Source organism: Sulfitobacter sp. M13 (genome assembly GCF_053474885.1).
Genome location: NZ_CM130281.1, coordinates 264,868 through 280,904 on the forward strand (window position 1 = coordinate 264,868; position 16,037 = coordinate 280,904).

A 16,037-nucleotide genomic window follows, 5' to 3' on the forward strand; every position below is an offset into this window, starting at 1 on the left:
TTACGAATGAAGTTTACGACAACGCTACTCGCATCCTCCGCGATCATTGGCGCTGGCACATTGGCATTCGCCGATGCGCATGCGGACATGGCCAAAGAGATGACGCTTGTTTCCTGGGGTGGCGCATACCAAGCCAGCCAGGACAAAGCATATCTGCAGCCCTATCTGGAAATGCATCCTGAAATTTCTGCCGTTTGGGACGAAAGCTCGAACGAAGCCGTGGCCAAGCTGCGCGCGATGAACGAAGCCGGCAACGTGACCTGGGATCTGGTCGACGTGGTTGCCGCTGACGCCATCCGCCTGTGTGACGAAGGTCTGGCGATGGAAATCGACGCCGAGGAAATGCTGGCCGCAGCCCCCGACGGGACATCTGCCGAAGACGACTTTGGCGACCTGCTGGTCAGCGACTGCTTTATCCCGCAGATCGTTTATTCGACCACATTCGGCTACCGCACCGATATGGTTGGCGACACGCCCCCGACCAAAATCTGCGACGTTTTCGACACCGAAGCCTACCCAGGCAAGCGCGCACTGGAAAAGCGTCCTATCAACAACATGGAATGGGCGCTGCTCTGTGACGGCGTTGCCAAAGACGAAGTATATGACGTTCTGGCAACCCCCGAAGGTCAAGAGAAGGCTCTGGCCAAGCTCGACACCATCAAGGACGACGTAATCTGGTGGTCCGCCGGTGCCGATACGCCACAGCTGCTGGCCGATGGCGAAGTCGTCATGGGATCGACCTACAACGGCCGTCTGTTCAGCGTCATCGAAGAGCAGGACCAGCCCGTTGCAATGCTTTGGGACGCTCAGGTGTTCGACCTTGACGGTTGGATCATCCCCGCAGGCCTGCCTGACGACCGTCTGGCCCGCGTCAAAGACTTTGTGAAATTCGCGACAGACACACAGCGTCTGGCGGATCAATCGCAGTACATCAGCTACGGCCCTGCCCGTTTGTCCTCCGCTCCTATGGTTGGCAAGCACGCAGAACTGGGCATCGACATGGCACCTCACATGCCAACTGATCCGGCCAACGCAACGAACACGTTCCTGTACAACTACGAGTTCTGGGCTGACTACCGCGACGACATCGACGCGAAATTCCAAGCATGGTTGGCGCAATAAGCGCTTAGCCCGTTCGGAGGAGGCCACGCTGGCCTCCTCCACCCTCCGGTATCCGTTATGCCATTTTCCGAATTTTCCGCGACCTAACCCCATGGGGCCGATATGAGCGACACAGCCGACGCGACGAACGACACATCTGAACAGACCGGCCCCGTGCTTGCGGCCGACGGCACGCCGCTAAAGCGCAGCCTGAACCGGGCACTGCGTCGTCAAAAGCTCAGCGCGCTTCTGCTGATCGCCCCCCTACTGATCTTTATCCTAGTCACCTTTATCGCACCGATTGCCGATATGCTGTTCCGCTCTGTCGAGAACCAGATCGTGCAAAACACGCTGCCCCGCACCACACAAACACTTGCGGAATGGGACAGTGAAAGCGGCGAAACGCCCGGTGCCCCCGTTTACAAAGCACTCTACGAAGACCTGTTTATCGCGCAAGAACGCAAGCTGCACACTCGCTTGGGCTCGCGGCTCAACTACGAATTGACGGGTGCATCGTCCCTGTTTCGCAAGTCGGGCCGTGGCGTCGATGACATCGGCGAAGTGTTTCAGGACCAATTCGAAGACCTGAATGATTTCTGGAAAAAGGGCGAAAATTGGAACGCCCTGCTTGGCTCAGATGCTTGGCTGGCAGAAATTTCCGACTGGAAGGAATCCACCGGCGATGTGCAGCCCGCATTCAAGATGCGCGAAGGCATGGCAGAACTGCTGCCAGAGACCGCCGAATACTACGAGATTTTCGCCGACTTCGTTCAAAACGACGACGAGGAAAACCTGTACAAAGAAGACCCTTGGGCGCTTATCTATTCCGCGTTCTATGACGATCTGAACGGCCCGACCGCGGCGCAGATCGCAAGCTACACCGGTCCTGCCTCTGCTGAACTGATCGAAGCTGCCGCCGCTGCCCCTGCCTTTGAGACTGTCGATTATAAAGCAGCTTTCAGCAAGATTGACAAAGACTGGGGTAAAACACCCATTTGGGGCACGATCCGCGCCTACAGCCCGGCACTCACCAACGGGTATTTCCTGAACGCTGTCGATATGCAGAAGTCTTCGGACGGCCCTGAATTCCGTCCTGAAAACGAGCGCATCTATGGCAAGCTGTTCTTGCGCACGCTATTTATGTCGATCTGCATTACGGTCAGCTGTATCTTGCTGGGCTATCCGGTGGCTTGGATCCTCGCCAACCTGCCCGCCCGCACTGCCAACCTGCTGATGATCCTCGTGCTGCTGCCGTTCTGGACATCGCTTCTGGTGCGCACCTCGGCATGGAAAGTGATGCTGCAACAGCAAGGTGTCATTAACGATACGCTGGTCTGGCTGGGCATCGTAGCCGACGACAGCCGTCTGGCGTTGATCAACAACCAGACCGGTACGATCATCGCGATGACGCATATCCTGCTGCCGTTCATGATCCTGCCGCTCTATTCCGTGATGCAAACGGTACCACCTAGCTATCTGCGCGCGGCTAAATCGCTGGGGGCGACCAACTGGACCGCCTTCTGGCGCGTGTATTTCCCGCAATCGGTGCCCGGCATCGGCGCGGGGTCGATCCTCGTGTTCATCCTGTCGATCGGCTATTACATCACGCCCGAAATCGTTGGAGGCACCACGGGGACATTCATCTCGAACCGGATTGCCTACCACATCTCCAGCTCGCTGAACTGGGGCCTCGCGGCCGCACTCGGGGCGATCCTGCTGGCGGTGGTGCTCGGGCTTTACTGGGCCTACGACAAGATCGTCGGCATCGATAACGTAAAATTGGGAGGCTGAACCAATGGTCGCACTCACACCTATCTCCCGCAAACCGGTGAGCTTTTATGTACCGGTCGTCGCTGCCGCCGGTGCCTTTGCCGGCCTCTTCGTCGGTACCGCCCAAGGCAGCGGTTTACTGGGTATCGTGATCGGGGCGCTGACGATGGGCGCGCTGGCGTTCATCCTGACGCAACTGATCAAGAACGAAACCGTTGGCCGTTGGGCCGCTGTGATCCTGCTCGCCGTCATCGGGTTTTTCCTTGGCGGTGTACCCATGCTGGTGCTCGGGGTCATCTTCGGTTGGTTCTTCGGCTGGTTCAGCTTCTGGCTCTACGAAGGACGCTACCGCGCCAAGGTCGCCCCCTATCTGACACCGGGGCAAGTCCTGTGGCATTTCACCTTCCGCATCATCTGCGGTGCCGTCCTTGTGTTCCTGATCACACCGATCCTCGTGGTCATGCCGCTCAGCTTCAACGCAGAGAACTTCTTTACCTTCACGCCTGAAATGCTGCGCTTTGATCCCGAAGGCTATTCGCTGCGCCACTACAAGGACTTCTTCAACAGCTCTGCATGGCAAGGTGCCGTCTGGAACTCGGTCAAGATCGCGCCTGCCGCGACCTTGCTCTCGGTCAGCTTCGGGACGCTTGCCGCCATCGGCCTCAGCCAGCAGCACGTGCCCTTCCGCCGCGCGATCATGGCGATCCTGATTTCGCCAATGATCGTCCCGCTAATCATCTCAGCCGCTGGGATGTACTTCTTCTACAGCCGCGTTGGCCTGCAAGGAACCTATGTCGGCGTCGTGCTCGCTCACGCGGCCTTGGGCATCCCGTTCGTCATCATCACCGTCACGGCGACGTTGGTGGGCTTTGATCGCTCACTGACGCGCGCCGCGGCGAACATGGGTGCCAATCCGGTCACGACCTTCTTTCGGGTACAAATGCCGCTGATCTTGCCGGGCGTCATTTCAGGCGGGCTGTTCGCCTTCATCACCTCGTTTGACGAAGTCGTCGTGGTCCTTTTTGTCGGCTCTGCCGGTCAGAAAACCCTGCCGTGGCAAATGTTCACCGGCCTGCGCGAACAGATCAGCCCCACGATCCTTGCCGTGGCAACGATCCTCGTGGTGATCTCGATCTGCCTGCTGACCGTGGTCGAAATGCTGCGCCGCCGCTCGGAACGCCTGCGTGGCATGTCACCCGGCTAAGCCGCTTCCAAATGGTAAAAATCCTCGCCGAAGGCATGAGCCGGACCCCAAGGTCCGGCTCGTTTCTTTTTCGGCAGACTATTCGCCCGCGACAGCACGTAAGGCTTCCAACAAACCAAGCGAAGCATAGCCGTCAGGCAGCCGTTCCTGCGACAATTGGAACGCGCGCACCGCGCTGATTGTCAGCGGGCCGATCTTGGCATCAATCTTTACCGTATCGAATCCCTGCGCAGTAAGGCGCGTTTGCAGCTCGATCCGCTCGTCGTAGCTGAGCGCCCGATCCTGCACGGGCCAGCTGTGGCGGATTGGATCACCTCCGGCGATGCGGTCAGCCAAATGTCCGACCCCGATCACATAAGCATCTGCCGAGTTATAGCGTTCGATCACCGCGAAATTGGTATATATCAGAAACGCCGCGCCCTCTGCGCCGCCGGGCAACAGCAAAGACGCAGGCCCGTGATCCTCCAGCGCCCCTGTCACGGGGGCCACTCCGAGGGCTGTCCACTCCTCCGCGGTCTTCAGAATATCGCGGCCCGCCAACAGATAGTCGAACCCGTCGGGCAGTTGCACTTCAACGCCCCAAGGCTGGCCCGAGACCCAGCCAAAGTGCTTGAGATACGCCGCGGTCGAGGCCAGCGCATCACGCGGATCGTCGCCCCAGATGTCACGCTTGCCGTCTGCGGTGAAATCTTCGGCATAAAGCTGGAAGGACGACGGCATGAACTGTGTATGCCCCATTGCCCCGGCCCAACTGCCCTGCATCTGCGTCGGCGTGGTATCGCCTGCCTGCAAAATCCGCAGCGCGTCCAGCAGCTCGCCCTCGAAGAACGCCCGCCGCCGCCCGTCATAGGCCAGCGTCGCGAGCGAGGTCAGCACCGGATCGCTGCCCCTGAACGTGCCATAGGCGCTTTCCAGTCCCCAAATCGCGGTTACGATCTCTTTTTCAACGCCATAGCGTTTTTCAATCTGCGCCAGCGCGTCCGCCTGTTCTGCGAGCGCCTTTTTACCGTTGGCAATCCGCAAGTCAGAGGTCGCGGTTGCCAGATAATCCCAGATGGTTTTGGTGAATTCCGACTGGTTTCGATCACGGCGAATGACCTCTGTGTCATAGCGCACTGTTTGCATTGCGCGGTCAAATACCAAGCCGTCGATTCCTGCCGCCAACGCACGGGCGCGGAACGCTGTCAGCCAGCCTTGCAGCCCCGCGTCGCTTCCAGTCTCTTGCGCGGCGGCAGCAGGACGCGCCGCGCTGTCCGTCTGGGCCAACAACCCTGTCACGGGGCCGACAGTAAACGTCACCCCGGCGGCCAATACAGCAATCGTTAGCAGTTTCATAAACAGACCCTTCCCAGCATCATGCCAAAGCGTAGCGGCAAATGCAGGGGCCAGAAAGAATGATATGCCCGCTGTGCGTGTTATTGCCGGGTGCGTTTGACCTTGAGTTTGACCTTGTCGGACTTGCGCTTGGCCTTGACCGCTTTGCGCTTTGGATTGGTGCGCCCAGCAGAGCCACCGCGCCCGCGCTTGCCGCCTTTGCCGCCCTGTGAAATCGCGTCACCTTCGATCGTCAGCAGCTCCAACGCGATGCCACCTGTGACCGGCACGGCCTCGGACAGGCGCACAGTGACCCGTTGCCCGACAGAGATCATCATGCCGGTGTCCGACCCCATCAGCGTGCCTGCATCCTGATCGAAATGGAAATACTCGCGCCCTAGGGACCGCATGGGCAGCAGCCCGTCGGCACCGGTTTCGTCCAGCTTCACAAAGGCTCCGAACCGCGCGATGCCGCTGATCCGGCCCGAGAATTCATTGCCGACACGTTCAGACAGATAAGACGCCAGATAACGGTCGGTGGTGTCCCGCTCTGCCACCATGGACCGGCGTTCGGTGTCCGAGATATGTGCGCCGGTCTGTTCGATATCCTCGATATCAAGCTGGCTCAGCCCGTCGTTGCCCCAACCGTGTGCAGTGATCAGCGCGCGGTGCACGATCAGATCCGCATAGCGCCGTATCGGAGACGTGAAATGCGCATAGGACCGCAGCGCCAGACCAAAGTGCCCGATGTGCGCAGGCCCGTAATAGGCCTGCGTCATCGACCGCAACGTCGACAGGTTGATGAGCTCGGCATCATCGGTACCCGCCGCGTCATTCAGCAGTTTGTTCAAATGGCGCGTGTGCAGCACCTGCCCCTTGGCCAACGTATAGCCCGCCGCCTGCGCCGTCTCGCGCAGGGCATCCAGCTTGGCAGGCGAGGGTTCTTCGTGAATGCGGTAGAGCAGCGGCGTTTTCTTCGCCAGCAGCGTCTCGGCGGCCGCGACATTGGCCAACACCATGAACTCTTCGATCAGGCGGTGCGCGTCTAGACGGTCCTTAAAGTTCACCGACTTTACGGTCCCGTCCGCGTCCAGTTCGATCCGCCGCTCAGGCAGGTTAAGGTCTAGCGGCTGGCGTTCGGCACGTGCAGCTTTCAGGGCGGCGTAGGCGGCATAAATAGGCTTTAGAACAGACTCTAGCAAAGGGCCCGTGCGGTCATTCGGATTGCCGTCTATCGCGTCTTGCACCTCTTCGTAGTGCAACGAAGCAGGCGACCGCATCAGCCCGCGATGGAACGTATGGCCGATCTTGTTGCCCTCCGCATCCAACACCATACGCACCGCGATACAGGCACGCGGCACGCCTTCGTGCAGCGAACACAGGTCGCCCGACAGACGATCAGGCAGCATCGGGACAACGCGGTCGGGGAAGTAGGTCGAATTGCCCCGTTTGCGCGCTTCGCGGTCCAGCGCAGAGCCGGGGGTGACATAGGCGGCGACATCCGCGATCGCGACCCAGACGACATGGCCACCCTCGTTCTTGGGGTCTTCGTCAGCATGGGCATAGCACGCGTCATCATGGTCACGCGCGTCAGAGGGGTCGATGGTGATTAACGGCAGATCACGCAGATCCTCGCGCCCTTTCAGGCCCTCGGGTTTCGCCGCATCGGCTTGCGCCATCACATCATCAGGGAAGTCGTCGGGAATACCGTGCTGGTGGATCGCGATCAGGGACACGGCCTTGGGGGCGGACGGATCGCCAAGGCGTTCAACGATACGTGCCCGCGGGGACCCCATGCGGGCCTTTGGCCCCGATTGTTCGGCCTCGACCAGCTCGCCGTCTTTGGCACCGTGGGTTGCGTCACCGGGCACCCACCATTCCTTGTCCGACCCTTTATCGATGGGCACAATGCGCCCGCCTTCGGTTGTCTTGCGGAAAATACCCAGCACCCGTTGCGGGTTCGCGCCGATGCGACGGATCAGCCGCGCCTCATAGTGAAAATCCTCGCCCTGAACCAAGGTCAGACGCGCGAGGATGCGGTCCCCTGCACCCAAGGCAGGGTCGGAGGCCCGCGGTATTACGAGCACGATCGGCTCTACGCCTTCGCCCTGCCATTCCATCGGTTTGGCAAACAGGTCGCCGTCCTTATCGGGGCCGGTAATCTGCAACACGGACACTGGCGGCAACCGGTCGGGATCTTGATAACTGCGCTTGCGCTTTTCCAGATGGCCTTCGGCCTCCAGCTCTTTCAGCACGCGTTTCAGGTCAATCCGGGCCGCTCCCTTGATGCCGAACGCCTTAGCGATATCACGCTTGGCGGCCAGAGTGGGGTTTTCGGCGATCCATTCAAGGATCTCGGGCTTTGAAGGTATTTTGCTCATGCTTCACGAGGTAGCACGCGCACCCCGCTTCGTCATGGGCAAATCGTCGATTGCATCCACGTCCCTCAATGTCGCGACCTTTGCAATGCGGTGATCGGGCAGCGTGGCGACAGTATCGGCCAGCGCATGTTCCGTCGACCAGCGGACGTTTTCAAACAGGCGCGGCGGAACGGGGCGGGCGCGTTTCAGGCCGATCAGCCAATAGCCCCCGTCCGGTGCGGGCCCGAACACCGCATCATGCGACCCGAGCGCGCGAAACGCCTCTGCCACCCGTGCAGAGGTCACGCCCGGAATATCGGCACCGATGACGCAAACCGGCCCCGCAGGCGCACCGCGCAGCATGCGGCCCATGCGGTCGCCCAGATCACCGCGCCCTTGCGGCCAGCGGGGCAGATGCGCGGGCCAGACGCGGCTGGACAGCCCTGCCCGATCCGGTGCGACAGCCAGCACCACCTGCCAGCGCGGGTCTTGCACACGGCGGATCAATGCGCGGGTCTGATGTCGGAACCACCACGCGGCGGCGGTCATGCCCAGATCACGGCCAAGCCGCGTCTTGACCCGCCCCGGCAGCGGCTCCTTCACCATAATGACCAATGTGCGGTTCAAAAGGAAAGGACCATCTCGCGGTGGTCAATGCCTGCGTCGTCAAAGACCGGTCCCTGCGCCACAAACCCGAGTTTCTCGTAGAACCCCAACGCATGCAGCTGCGCACCGAGCTTCGCGAACCTCACCGCAGGATCCTTGCGCGCCTCTTCGACGGCCGCACGGATCAGCGCCGCGCCAAGCCCGGTACCGCGGTGGGATTTGATCACACACACCCGCCCGATCTTGGCTGTGTCGCCTTTGATATGCATCCGCGCCGACCCGATGGGGAGCTCTTCTTCGGTCGCAAGGAAATGGGTCGCATCGCCGTCACGGTCGTCCAACTCTTCCGCCTCAGATACGTTCTGTTCTTCGATAAAGACGATGCGGCGCAGCAGGTGGCAGCTGGCAAGGTCTTCGGTCACAGCGATATGGGCGGTCATGCGAAATAGTCCTTCAGGATGCGGGTATAGATTGATTTCAACTGGTGAATCTGCGCCACCTCGACGTTCTCGTCGACCTCATGCATGGATTGCCCGACCAGACCGAATTCGACCACTGGGCAGTGGTGCTTCATGAACCGCGCATCCGATGTCCCGCCAGAGGTAGACAGTTCAGGCGTCACCCCCGTCTCTGCCTGCACCGCCTTGGAGACCAGATCGGACAGATCACCGGGGGGCGTGATAAAGCTTTCGCCCGATATCTTGACCTTCAGTTCGATCTGCACGCCAAAGCTGTCGCGGATCGCGGCGGCCTGCTCTTCCAGCCATGTGGTCAGACTGCCGCCCGAATGCATGTCGTTAAAGCGGATGTTCACCGTCGCGCGGGTTTCAGCGGGGATCACATTGGTCGCGGGGTTGCCGGTATCGACCGTCACAATCGCCAGCGTAGACGGATCGAAATGGTCAGTCCCGTCGTCAAGGGTATGCGAGGCAAGCTGGTCCATCAGTCGCATCATCGCGGGCATCGGATTGTTGGCGCGGTGGGGATAGGCCGCGTGGCCTTGTTTGCCGATCACGCGGAAATGCGCGTTCAGGGACCCGCGCCGCCCAATTTTAATCATCTCGCCCATAGAGTTGGGGCACGTCGGCTCGCCCACCAGACAAACGTCCATCCGCTCGCCCGCGTCTTTCATGTAATCCAGCAATGCGCGGGTGCCGTCGATGCCTTCGGCTTCCTCGTCTCCGGTGATCGCCAGCACAATCGATCCGTCCGGCGGTGTATCACGGACAAAGTCGATGGCCGCGGCGGTAAAGGCGGCCACACCGGATTTCATATCGGTGGTGCCGCGCCCGTACATAATGCCGTCTTTGATCTCTGCGCCAAAGGGCGGCATCGTCCAGTCGGCCTCGTTCCCGATGGGCACGACATCGGTGTGACCGTTAAAGCCAAAGCTACGGGTGTTTCCCTGCTTGCCCCAACGCGCAAAAAGGTTCTTGATCCCGCCACGGTCGGCCCACGCACAGTCAAACCCCGCATCGGTCAACAGATCGTACAACACCTGTTGTGCCCCCCCATCTGCGGGGGTGACCGACGGGCAACGCACCAGTTTGGCGGTTAGGTCTACGGGATCGATGCTGGTCATGTCAGAGCTCCTTTGGCGTGTTTCGCGGTGTTGCCCTACATTTGTGAGGAAAACACACGGAAGCCAAGGGGGCGAGGGTATGCCCTAGTCGAAAAACGGCGTCATTTGCGCAATGATGACCGAGTTTTCATCCAGTGCCCGCGCCATCAACGCGCGTTCATCCTCGTCGATTTCGTGGCCTTCTTCTTCGCGCTCGGCAAGGGTGCCGTATCCGGTCACGTCCAGTGGGTTCGTGTCTGCCTGTTTGAGAATGGCAACCGTTTCGCGCACCGCTTCTGCCTCGTCGATACCAGACGCAAAGCACATCAGCGCGGCACCGGTCGCCTTATCCGGCAAGCCGTCACCGTCCTTGCGCCCGATTTCGACCAACAAGGTATAAACCTGCTGGCGCGACGGTTTTTTGGGTTTCTTCTGGTCAGACATAAAAAGGGCCACCGCATTAAGATGCGGCAGCCCTACCTTGTTCTGCGTCGCCTGAAAAGGGTCAGCTACGTCCGCGTACCAAACGTGTTACCCAGATCAGCAGGCAGGCCCCGATGATCCCGACAACCAGTTGACCGATCCAGCCGCCCAAGGTCGCGCCGACGATGGCAACCAGCAGGAAGTTGGCGACAAGCGCGCCAATGATCCCCAGAATAATGTTCATGATCAGCCCCATATCGGACTTCATGATTTTTTCCGCGATCCACCCGGCCAGACCACCGACGATAATTGCTGCAAACCAACCCAAACCTGTCATTTCAAATTCTCCATAAATCTTGTTTCAGAGAGTGAACTCACAGATCTGTGAAAAGGTTCCCTTAGTCGCGCAAAAGCTCGTTGATCGAGGTTTTCGAGCGTGTTTTCTCGTCCACGCGCTTTACGATGACGGCGCAATAGAGGTGCACACCGTTCTTTGACGGCATGGACCCTGCCACAACGACCGACCCTGCGGGGACTTCGCCATAAAAGACTTCGCCTGTTTCGCGGTCCAGAATTTTGGTCGACTGCCCGATATAAACGCCCATCCCCAGAACAGAGCCTTCGCGCACGATGCAGCCTTCGACAACTTCGGAGCGCGCCCCGATAAAGCAGTTGTCTTCGATGATCGTTGGCCCGGCCTGCATGGGTTCAAGCACGCCACCAATGCCAACGCCGCCCGACAGGTGAACGTTCTTGCCGATCTGCGCGCAGGACCCGACGGTCGCCCATGTGTCGACCATTGTGCCGCTGTCGACATAGGCACCGATGTTCACGAACGACGGCATCAGGACCACGCCCGGCGCGATAAAGGCCGACTTGCGCACGACGCAGTTTGGCACAGCGCGAAAGCCTGCTTCTTTCCAGTCGGCGTCATTCCAGCCTTTGAACTTGCTATCGACCTTGTCCCACCAGCCGCTGCCCTGCGGGCCGCCGTCGTGCTGTTCCATATCCTTGATACGGAAGCCCAGCAGAACCGCCTTTTTGGCCCATTGGTTCACATGCCAATCGCCATTTTCCATTTTTTCGGCGACGCGCAGCTTGCCACTGTCAAGCGCGGCCAGCGTGTCTTCGATCGCGTCGCGTGTTTCGCCTGTGGTGGCGGATGTGATCGTGTCACGGGCATCCCAAGCGGCTTCGATGGCGGTTTCAAGTTGGGCGTTCGACATGGGTGTAGCTCCGGCGAATGAGGGTCAAATGTTGCGACTGGCTATACAGTCGTCAGGCCCGTCGTGCAATGACGTCGGATGGCGTGGTCATTTGCGCCAAAGGCGGGCATGTTGCGATAAAGGGCGCGAACCGCCCGCATAGACCGGAGAGTATGATGACCGATTCAAAACGCCACCCCTTGCGGCAGGCCGGCGACGACCGCGCCACGGCACAGGATGTTCCCGACACGCCGCAGACGCGGGCCCCTGCCTACCGGCTGGCCTTTACCGATGATGATTTTATGTGTCGTCAGGAATTGCGCCCCGTCCGGCTGCAACTTGAACTGCTGAAGCCCGAGATGGCGTTGGATGCGCATGGCGTCAAATCCACCATCGTGCTGTTCGGCGGCGCGCGTATCCCCGCGCCCGCCCACAAGGACAAGGCCCGCACCAAGACGCTGGCCGATCTGTCGCATTTCTATGATGAAGCCCGCGAATTCGCGCGGCTGATGACGCTGAAATCGATGGAGAGCGACGGCCAGGATAACGTCATCGTCACAGGCGGTGGCCCAGGCGTGATGGAGGCAGGCAACCGCGGCGCCGTCGACGCAGGCGGGCAATCCATCGGGCTGAATATCGTGCTCCCGTTTGAACAGGCGCCGAATGAATACGTCACACCCGAGCTGTGCTTTAACTTTCACTACTTCGCGATCCGCAAGATGCATTTCCTGATGCGTGCACGTGCGATCTGCGTATTCCCGGGCGGTTTCGGAACCCTGGACGAGATGTTCGAGACGCTGACCCTGATCCAGACGGGCCGCATGTCGCGGATACCCTTCCTGCTGTTCGGTCGTGCGTTCTGGGAAAAGATCATCAACTGGGATGCGCTGGCCGACGCGGGCACGATCTCGGATCAGGATCTGGACCTGTTCCAATTTGTAGAATCCGCCGACGAGGCGATGAAGCTGATCGAAAATTGGGATACTGCCCCCGCCCGAGAGGAAGTCCCCGGACGCTGAAAGACCCTTTTGTCAGATCACACGCACAGATCAGCCGGAAGCACACAGACCTCTACGTGATGCGGCAGCGTTTCCAGAACGGAACCGTGGTCCGTGTCACGTACCCCATAGCCATAGCCGGCCAGACGATCTTTCCATTCGCGGTAGGACAAGGCGCTTTCGCGTTCGCGGGTTACAAGTGCCAGTACATCGGCAGTGATAAAGGCGTCGTTTTTAATAATGATAGTCATCGCAGTATCGCTCCTGATTGTGTTGTCGATGGAAACAATATTCTGGGCGATGATGACTTAATTTCTGCTTAAATGCGGCGGACCCAAGGTCATTTCACGGTGAGCGCGCCACAATCGACCGCTACAAATGCAAACAGCCGCCCCAAATCGGGACGGCTGCATCATGCTATTCACTTGAAACTAATGGGTTACATCCCCGCGTCAGCCTCGATCTGCTTGCGCGATTTGCGTTCGCGTTCGGTCGCAGATTTCAACTGACCACACGCGGCCATGATGTCTTCGCCGCGCGGTTTGCGCACGGGCGAGGCATAGCCGGCCTGATACACAATCTCGGAGAACGCGCGGATACGGTTGTTCGACGACCGTTTGTACGGTGCGCCGGGCCATTCGTTGAACGGGATCAGGTTGATCTTGGCCGGAATGCCACGGATCAGCTCTACGAGGCGGTACGCGTCGGCGTCTGAATCGTTCACCCCGTCGAGCATCACATATTCAAACGTGATCCGTTCAGAATTGCTGACCCTGGGATAGGCCCGCAGCGCTTCTATCAGCTCTGCGATGTTCCAGCGCTTGTTGATCGGCACCAGCTTGTTGCGCACCTCATCCGTGGTCGCGTGGAACGACACGGCCAGCTGACAGCCGATTTCTTCGGCTGTGCGGGCGATCTCTGGCACCACACCCGAGGTCGATAGCGTAATCCGGCGGCGTGACAGCTGGATGCCCTCGGGGTCCATTGCGATCTTCATCGCGTCGCGCACGTTTTCAAAGTTATACAGCGGCTCGCCCATGCCCATTAGGACGATGTTGGACAACAGCCGTGGTGCCTCGGAGATGGTCCCGGGCACTGGCCATTCGCCCAAATCATCCCGCGCCACCATCACCTGCCCGATGATCTCGGCCGCAGTCAGGTTGCGCACGAGTTTTTGCGTACCTGTGTGGCAGAAGGAACACGTCAGCGTACACCCAACCTGCGAGCTGACACAAAGCGTGCCGCGGCCTTCTTCGGGGATATACACCACCTCGACCTCATGACCGCCCGCGATGCGCACCAGATATTTGCGGGTGCCATCCTCTGACACCTGCTTGGTCACGACCTCCGGCACTTCTATCACAAACTTCTCGGCCAGCTCGGCGCGGAACGCTTTCGACAGGTTGGTCATGTCGGCAAAGTCACGGGTGCCCCATTGATAGATCCACTGCCAGATCTGCCCGACGCGCATCTTCGCCTGCTTTTCAGGCGTACCTTCGGCAATCAACGCAGCGCGCATGGCGTCACGGGTCAGCCCGACAAGGTTCATCGGCCCCTCCGCCTGCTTACGCGGAATGGTCATGACATCTTGAGTGATCGGCGCGGTCGCAGACATGGGGATTCTCCGGTGTGCAGGGGTTTGAGCGCTCTATATAGGGATTTTTCCCTAAATCAAAAGGAAACGCCGCATTGCTGACGCAGCCTCAGTGCATGGCTGGGACCGTCAGGGCCCGTTTGTGGGCCGTGTCGTACCGAAAAAAGCCCCGCCAAGGGCAGGGCTTTGCAATCAGATCAGGCGAAAAACCTTAGCCGCCGCAGCGTTTGGCAGCGTCGTCAACCGCGGCTGTGAACCCCAACAACGAGAACGAGTCTTCGGTCTGGGTGCCACGGCCCGAACGGCCCGTCAGCTTGGCATCAGAACCGCGCTTCATGGCGGCGATGATCTTGTTGTCATCCTCGGTGGTTGCAGGCCAGGCCCACTCGCCCTCCGTGAACAGTTCAAACGTAGTGCCGCCGATGTTCATGTTGACGGTCGACCCAGAAGCAAAGGGATAGCCGCCGGTAAAGGCCACCTGCCCCTTGGCACCCGCGCTTGGACGGTAGAAGACCATCAACAACGTCTGGCCCCGGCTTACAGATACAACGCGGCCATCCCGCGAGTTCACGGATTCTTTCGGTGTGGACACGCCCCAACATTCGGTCGGGTTGTCTTCGACGAATACGCTCCAGTCCGTCTCTGCCGCTACGCGGTTCGTGCTTTGCGCTTGCGCGAACACGCTGCCTGCGCTCAGCCCCGCCAGCGCCGCCGCTAAACCAATCGTCCTAAAGTTCATCATCTACCTGGGCCTCCAGCCGCCAATAACCTCAACGTCACTACAATCCCCCAATGGCAGCCCTTCGGGAGGCGCTCTTGTCAAAGGAACTGTATTTCTTTCGTCAACAAGCATAATAACGTCAAACAGGCGACACACGAAACCCTGATTGGCAGGAATTCGCCAACGAAAAGGACAAATCATGGCCCAAGCAGCCCCCTTTGCCGAAATCTGGCGTGGTCCGTTTCTGGAAAGCGTGCATTCGGGTCATGCGGTGGTCTGTGACAGCAGCGGTCAGATCCTGCACGCTTGGGGGGATCCCGACACGGTGATCCTGCCTCGGTCCTCTGCCAAAATGATTCAGGCGCTGCCTCTGGTCCAGTCTGGCGCTGCTGATGCCTATGGCCTTGGCTCGCAACATCTGGCCCTTGCGTGCGCATCGCATCAGGCAGCGGATTTGCATGTGGGAATCATCTCTGACTGGCTTGATACTTTAGGACTGAACGACAGCGCCTTTCGCTGCGGAGCAGCCGAACCGGGCGACGTGGCCGCGCGCAATGCACTGGCCTGCGCAGACCAGCAGCCGTACCAAATTCACCACGAATGCTCTGGCAAACACGCGGGCTTCCTGTCGGTCAACGCACATACGGGCGGCGGTGCGGACTACGAAAAGCCGGACCACCCCGTGCAGCGCGCCTGCCTTGAGGCATTTGAACGGGTGACCGGCACCACCTCTCCGGGTTTTGGCATCGACGGCTGCTCTGTCCCGAATTTTGCGACGACCCTACATGGCATGGCCCGTGCGATGGCCCATTTCGCCGCCGCGCCTGATGGTTCGGCCGAGGCGCGCCTGCATCAAGCCATGCGTTTGCATCCCGACCTTGTCGCCGGCGAAACCCGCGCCTGCACCAACCTGATGCGTGCGACGAGCGGCAAAGTCGCGCTCAAGACCGGTGCCGAAGGGTTTTTTATCGCGATCCTGCCGGATCAGAAAATCGGCGTGGCACTCAAAGCCGCCTGCGGCACCAAACGCGCCGCAGAATGTGCGATTACATCAATCCTGATCAAACTGGGCGCGCTTGACCCGAACCACCCCGAGGCTCTGAAATACCGCAACGCCCCGATTGAAAACCGTCGCGGCATCATCACCGGCATGCTCAAGCCCGCAGCGGGTTTTGCCTAA

Annotated in this window: 16 protein-coding genes; 5 read left to right on the forward strand and 11 right to left on the reverse strand. The window is 59.8% G+C overall.

Features of this window, described 5'->3' with window-relative positions; all coding sequences use genetic code 11:
* Positions 1-6: 6 nt before the first annotated feature.
* The 3 genes from ACVBAU_RS01220 to ACVBAU_RS01230 all read left to right on the forward strand — a co-directional run bounded on the left by ACVBAU_RS01220 (position 7) and on the right by ACVBAU_RS01230 (position 4,075).
* Positions 7-1,122: an extracellular solute-binding protein gene (locus ACVBAU_RS01220; RefSeq protein WP_138924756.1), complete on the forward strand. Its 1,116-nt coding sequence runs from the start codon at positions 7-9 to the stop codon at positions 1,120-1,122.
* Positions 1,123-1,224: 102 nt separating this feature from the next.
* A complete protein-coding gene (locus ACVBAU_RS01225; protein ID WP_335744651.1) occupies positions 1,225-2,892 on the forward strand; it encodes an ABC transporter permease in 1,668 nt (555 codons plus the stop codon).
* Positions 2,893-2,896: 4 nt separating this feature from the next.
* Positions 2,897-4,075: an ABC transporter permease gene (locus tag ACVBAU_RS01230; RefSeq protein ID WP_448327426.1), complete on the forward strand. Its 1,179-nt coding sequence runs from the start codon at positions 2,897-2,899 to the stop codon at positions 4,073-4,075.
* A 78-nt stretch (positions 4,076-4,153) separates the two neighbouring features.
* Here ACVBAU_RS01230 and ACVBAU_RS01235 read toward each other — a convergent pair whose 3' ends face one another.
* The 8 genes from ACVBAU_RS01235 to dapD all read right to left on the reverse strand — a co-directional run bounded on the left by ACVBAU_RS01235 (position 4,154) and on the right by dapD (position 11,565).
* Positions 4,154-5,410: a lytic murein transglycosylase gene (locus tag ACVBAU_RS01235; RefSeq protein ID WP_448327428.1), complete on the reverse strand. Its 1,257-nt coding sequence runs from the start codon at positions 5,408-5,410 to the stop codon at positions 4,154-4,156.
* An 80-nt stretch (positions 5,411-5,490) separates the two neighbouring features.
* A complete protein-coding gene (gene rnr, locus ACVBAU_RS01240) occupies positions 5,491-7,770 on the reverse strand; it encodes a ribonuclease R (RefSeq protein WP_448327430.1) in 2,280 nt (759 codons plus the stop codon).
* Positions 7,771-7,773: 3 nt separating this feature from the next.
* A complete protein-coding gene (locus tag ACVBAU_RS01245) occupies positions 7,774-8,376 on the reverse strand; it encodes a TIGR04282 family arsenosugar biosynthesis glycosyltransferase (RefSeq protein WP_448327432.1) in 603 nt (200 codons plus the stop codon).
* On the reverse strand, positions 8,373-8,795 hold the full coding sequence (locus ACVBAU_RS01250; RefSeq protein ID WP_323803920.1) for a GNAT family N-acetyltransferase: 423 nt from the start codon (positions 8,793-8,795) through the stop codon (positions 8,373-8,375). The genes ACVBAU_RS01245 and ACVBAU_RS01250 overlap by 4 nt, the downstream gene beginning before the upstream one ends.
* On the reverse strand, positions 8,792-9,937 hold the full coding sequence (dapE, locus tag ACVBAU_RS01255; RefSeq protein WP_448327434.1) for a succinyl-diaminopimelate desuccinylase: 1,146 nt from the start codon (positions 9,935-9,937) through the stop codon (positions 8,792-8,794). The genes ACVBAU_RS01250 and dapE overlap by 4 nt, the downstream gene beginning before the upstream one ends.
* A gap of 84 nt (positions 9,938-10,021) precedes the next feature.
* Positions 10,022-10,360: a hypothetical protein gene (locus ACVBAU_RS01260; RefSeq protein WP_093732081.1), complete on the reverse strand. Its 339-nt coding sequence runs from the start codon at positions 10,358-10,360 to the stop codon at positions 10,022-10,024.
* A gap of 61 nt (positions 10,361-10,421) precedes the next feature.
* Entirely contained in the window at positions 10,422-10,676 is a 255-nt protein-coding gene (locus ACVBAU_RS01265; protein WP_138924748.1) for a GlsB/YeaQ/YmgE family stress response membrane protein, read from the reverse strand.
* Between the two features lie 61 nt (positions 10,677-10,737).
* A complete protein-coding gene (gene dapD / locus ACVBAU_RS01270; RefSeq protein WP_138924747.1) occupies positions 10,738-11,565 on the reverse strand; it encodes a 2,3,4,5-tetrahydropyridine-2,6-dicarboxylate N-succinyltransferase in 828 nt (275 codons plus the stop codon).
* Positions 11,566-11,717: 152 nt separating this feature from the next.
* On the opposite strand from dapD, the gene ACVBAU_RS01275 reads away from it, so the two are divergent.
* Positions 11,718-12,563, forward strand: coding sequence for an LOG family protein (locus ACVBAU_RS01275; RefSeq protein ID WP_138924746.1), 846 nt, complete (start codon positions 11,718-11,720; stop codon positions 12,561-12,563).
* Between the two features lie 17 nt (positions 12,564-12,580).
* On the opposite strand, the gene ACVBAU_RS01280 is transcribed toward ACVBAU_RS01275, so the two are convergent.
* From ACVBAU_RS01280 to ACVBAU_RS01290, 3 genes are all read right to left on the reverse strand, one after another.
* Positions 12,581-12,793, reverse strand: a complete 213-nt coding sequence (locus ACVBAU_RS01280; RefSeq protein ID WP_448327436.1) for a hypothetical protein — start codon at positions 12,791-12,793, stop codon at positions 12,581-12,583.
* 188 nt (positions 12,794-12,981) lie between these two features.
* Positions 12,982-14,157: a 23S rRNA (adenine(2503)-C(2))-methyltransferase RlmN gene (gene rlmN, locus ACVBAU_RS01285; RefSeq protein WP_335744657.1), complete on the reverse strand. Its 1,176-nt coding sequence runs from the start codon at positions 14,155-14,157 to the stop codon at positions 12,982-12,984.
* Between the two features lie 190 nt (positions 14,158-14,347).
* Positions 14,348-14,878, reverse strand: coding sequence for an invasion associated locus B family protein (locus ACVBAU_RS01290; RefSeq protein ID WP_138924744.1), 531 nt, complete (start codon positions 14,876-14,878; stop codon positions 14,348-14,350).
* Positions 14,879-15,056: 178 nt separating this feature from the next.
* Between ACVBAU_RS01290 and ACVBAU_RS01295 the strand changes: the two genes are divergently transcribed.
* Positions 15,057-16,037, forward strand: a complete 981-nt coding sequence (locus ACVBAU_RS01295; protein ID WP_448327439.1) for an asparaginase — start codon at positions 15,057-15,059, stop codon at positions 16,035-16,037.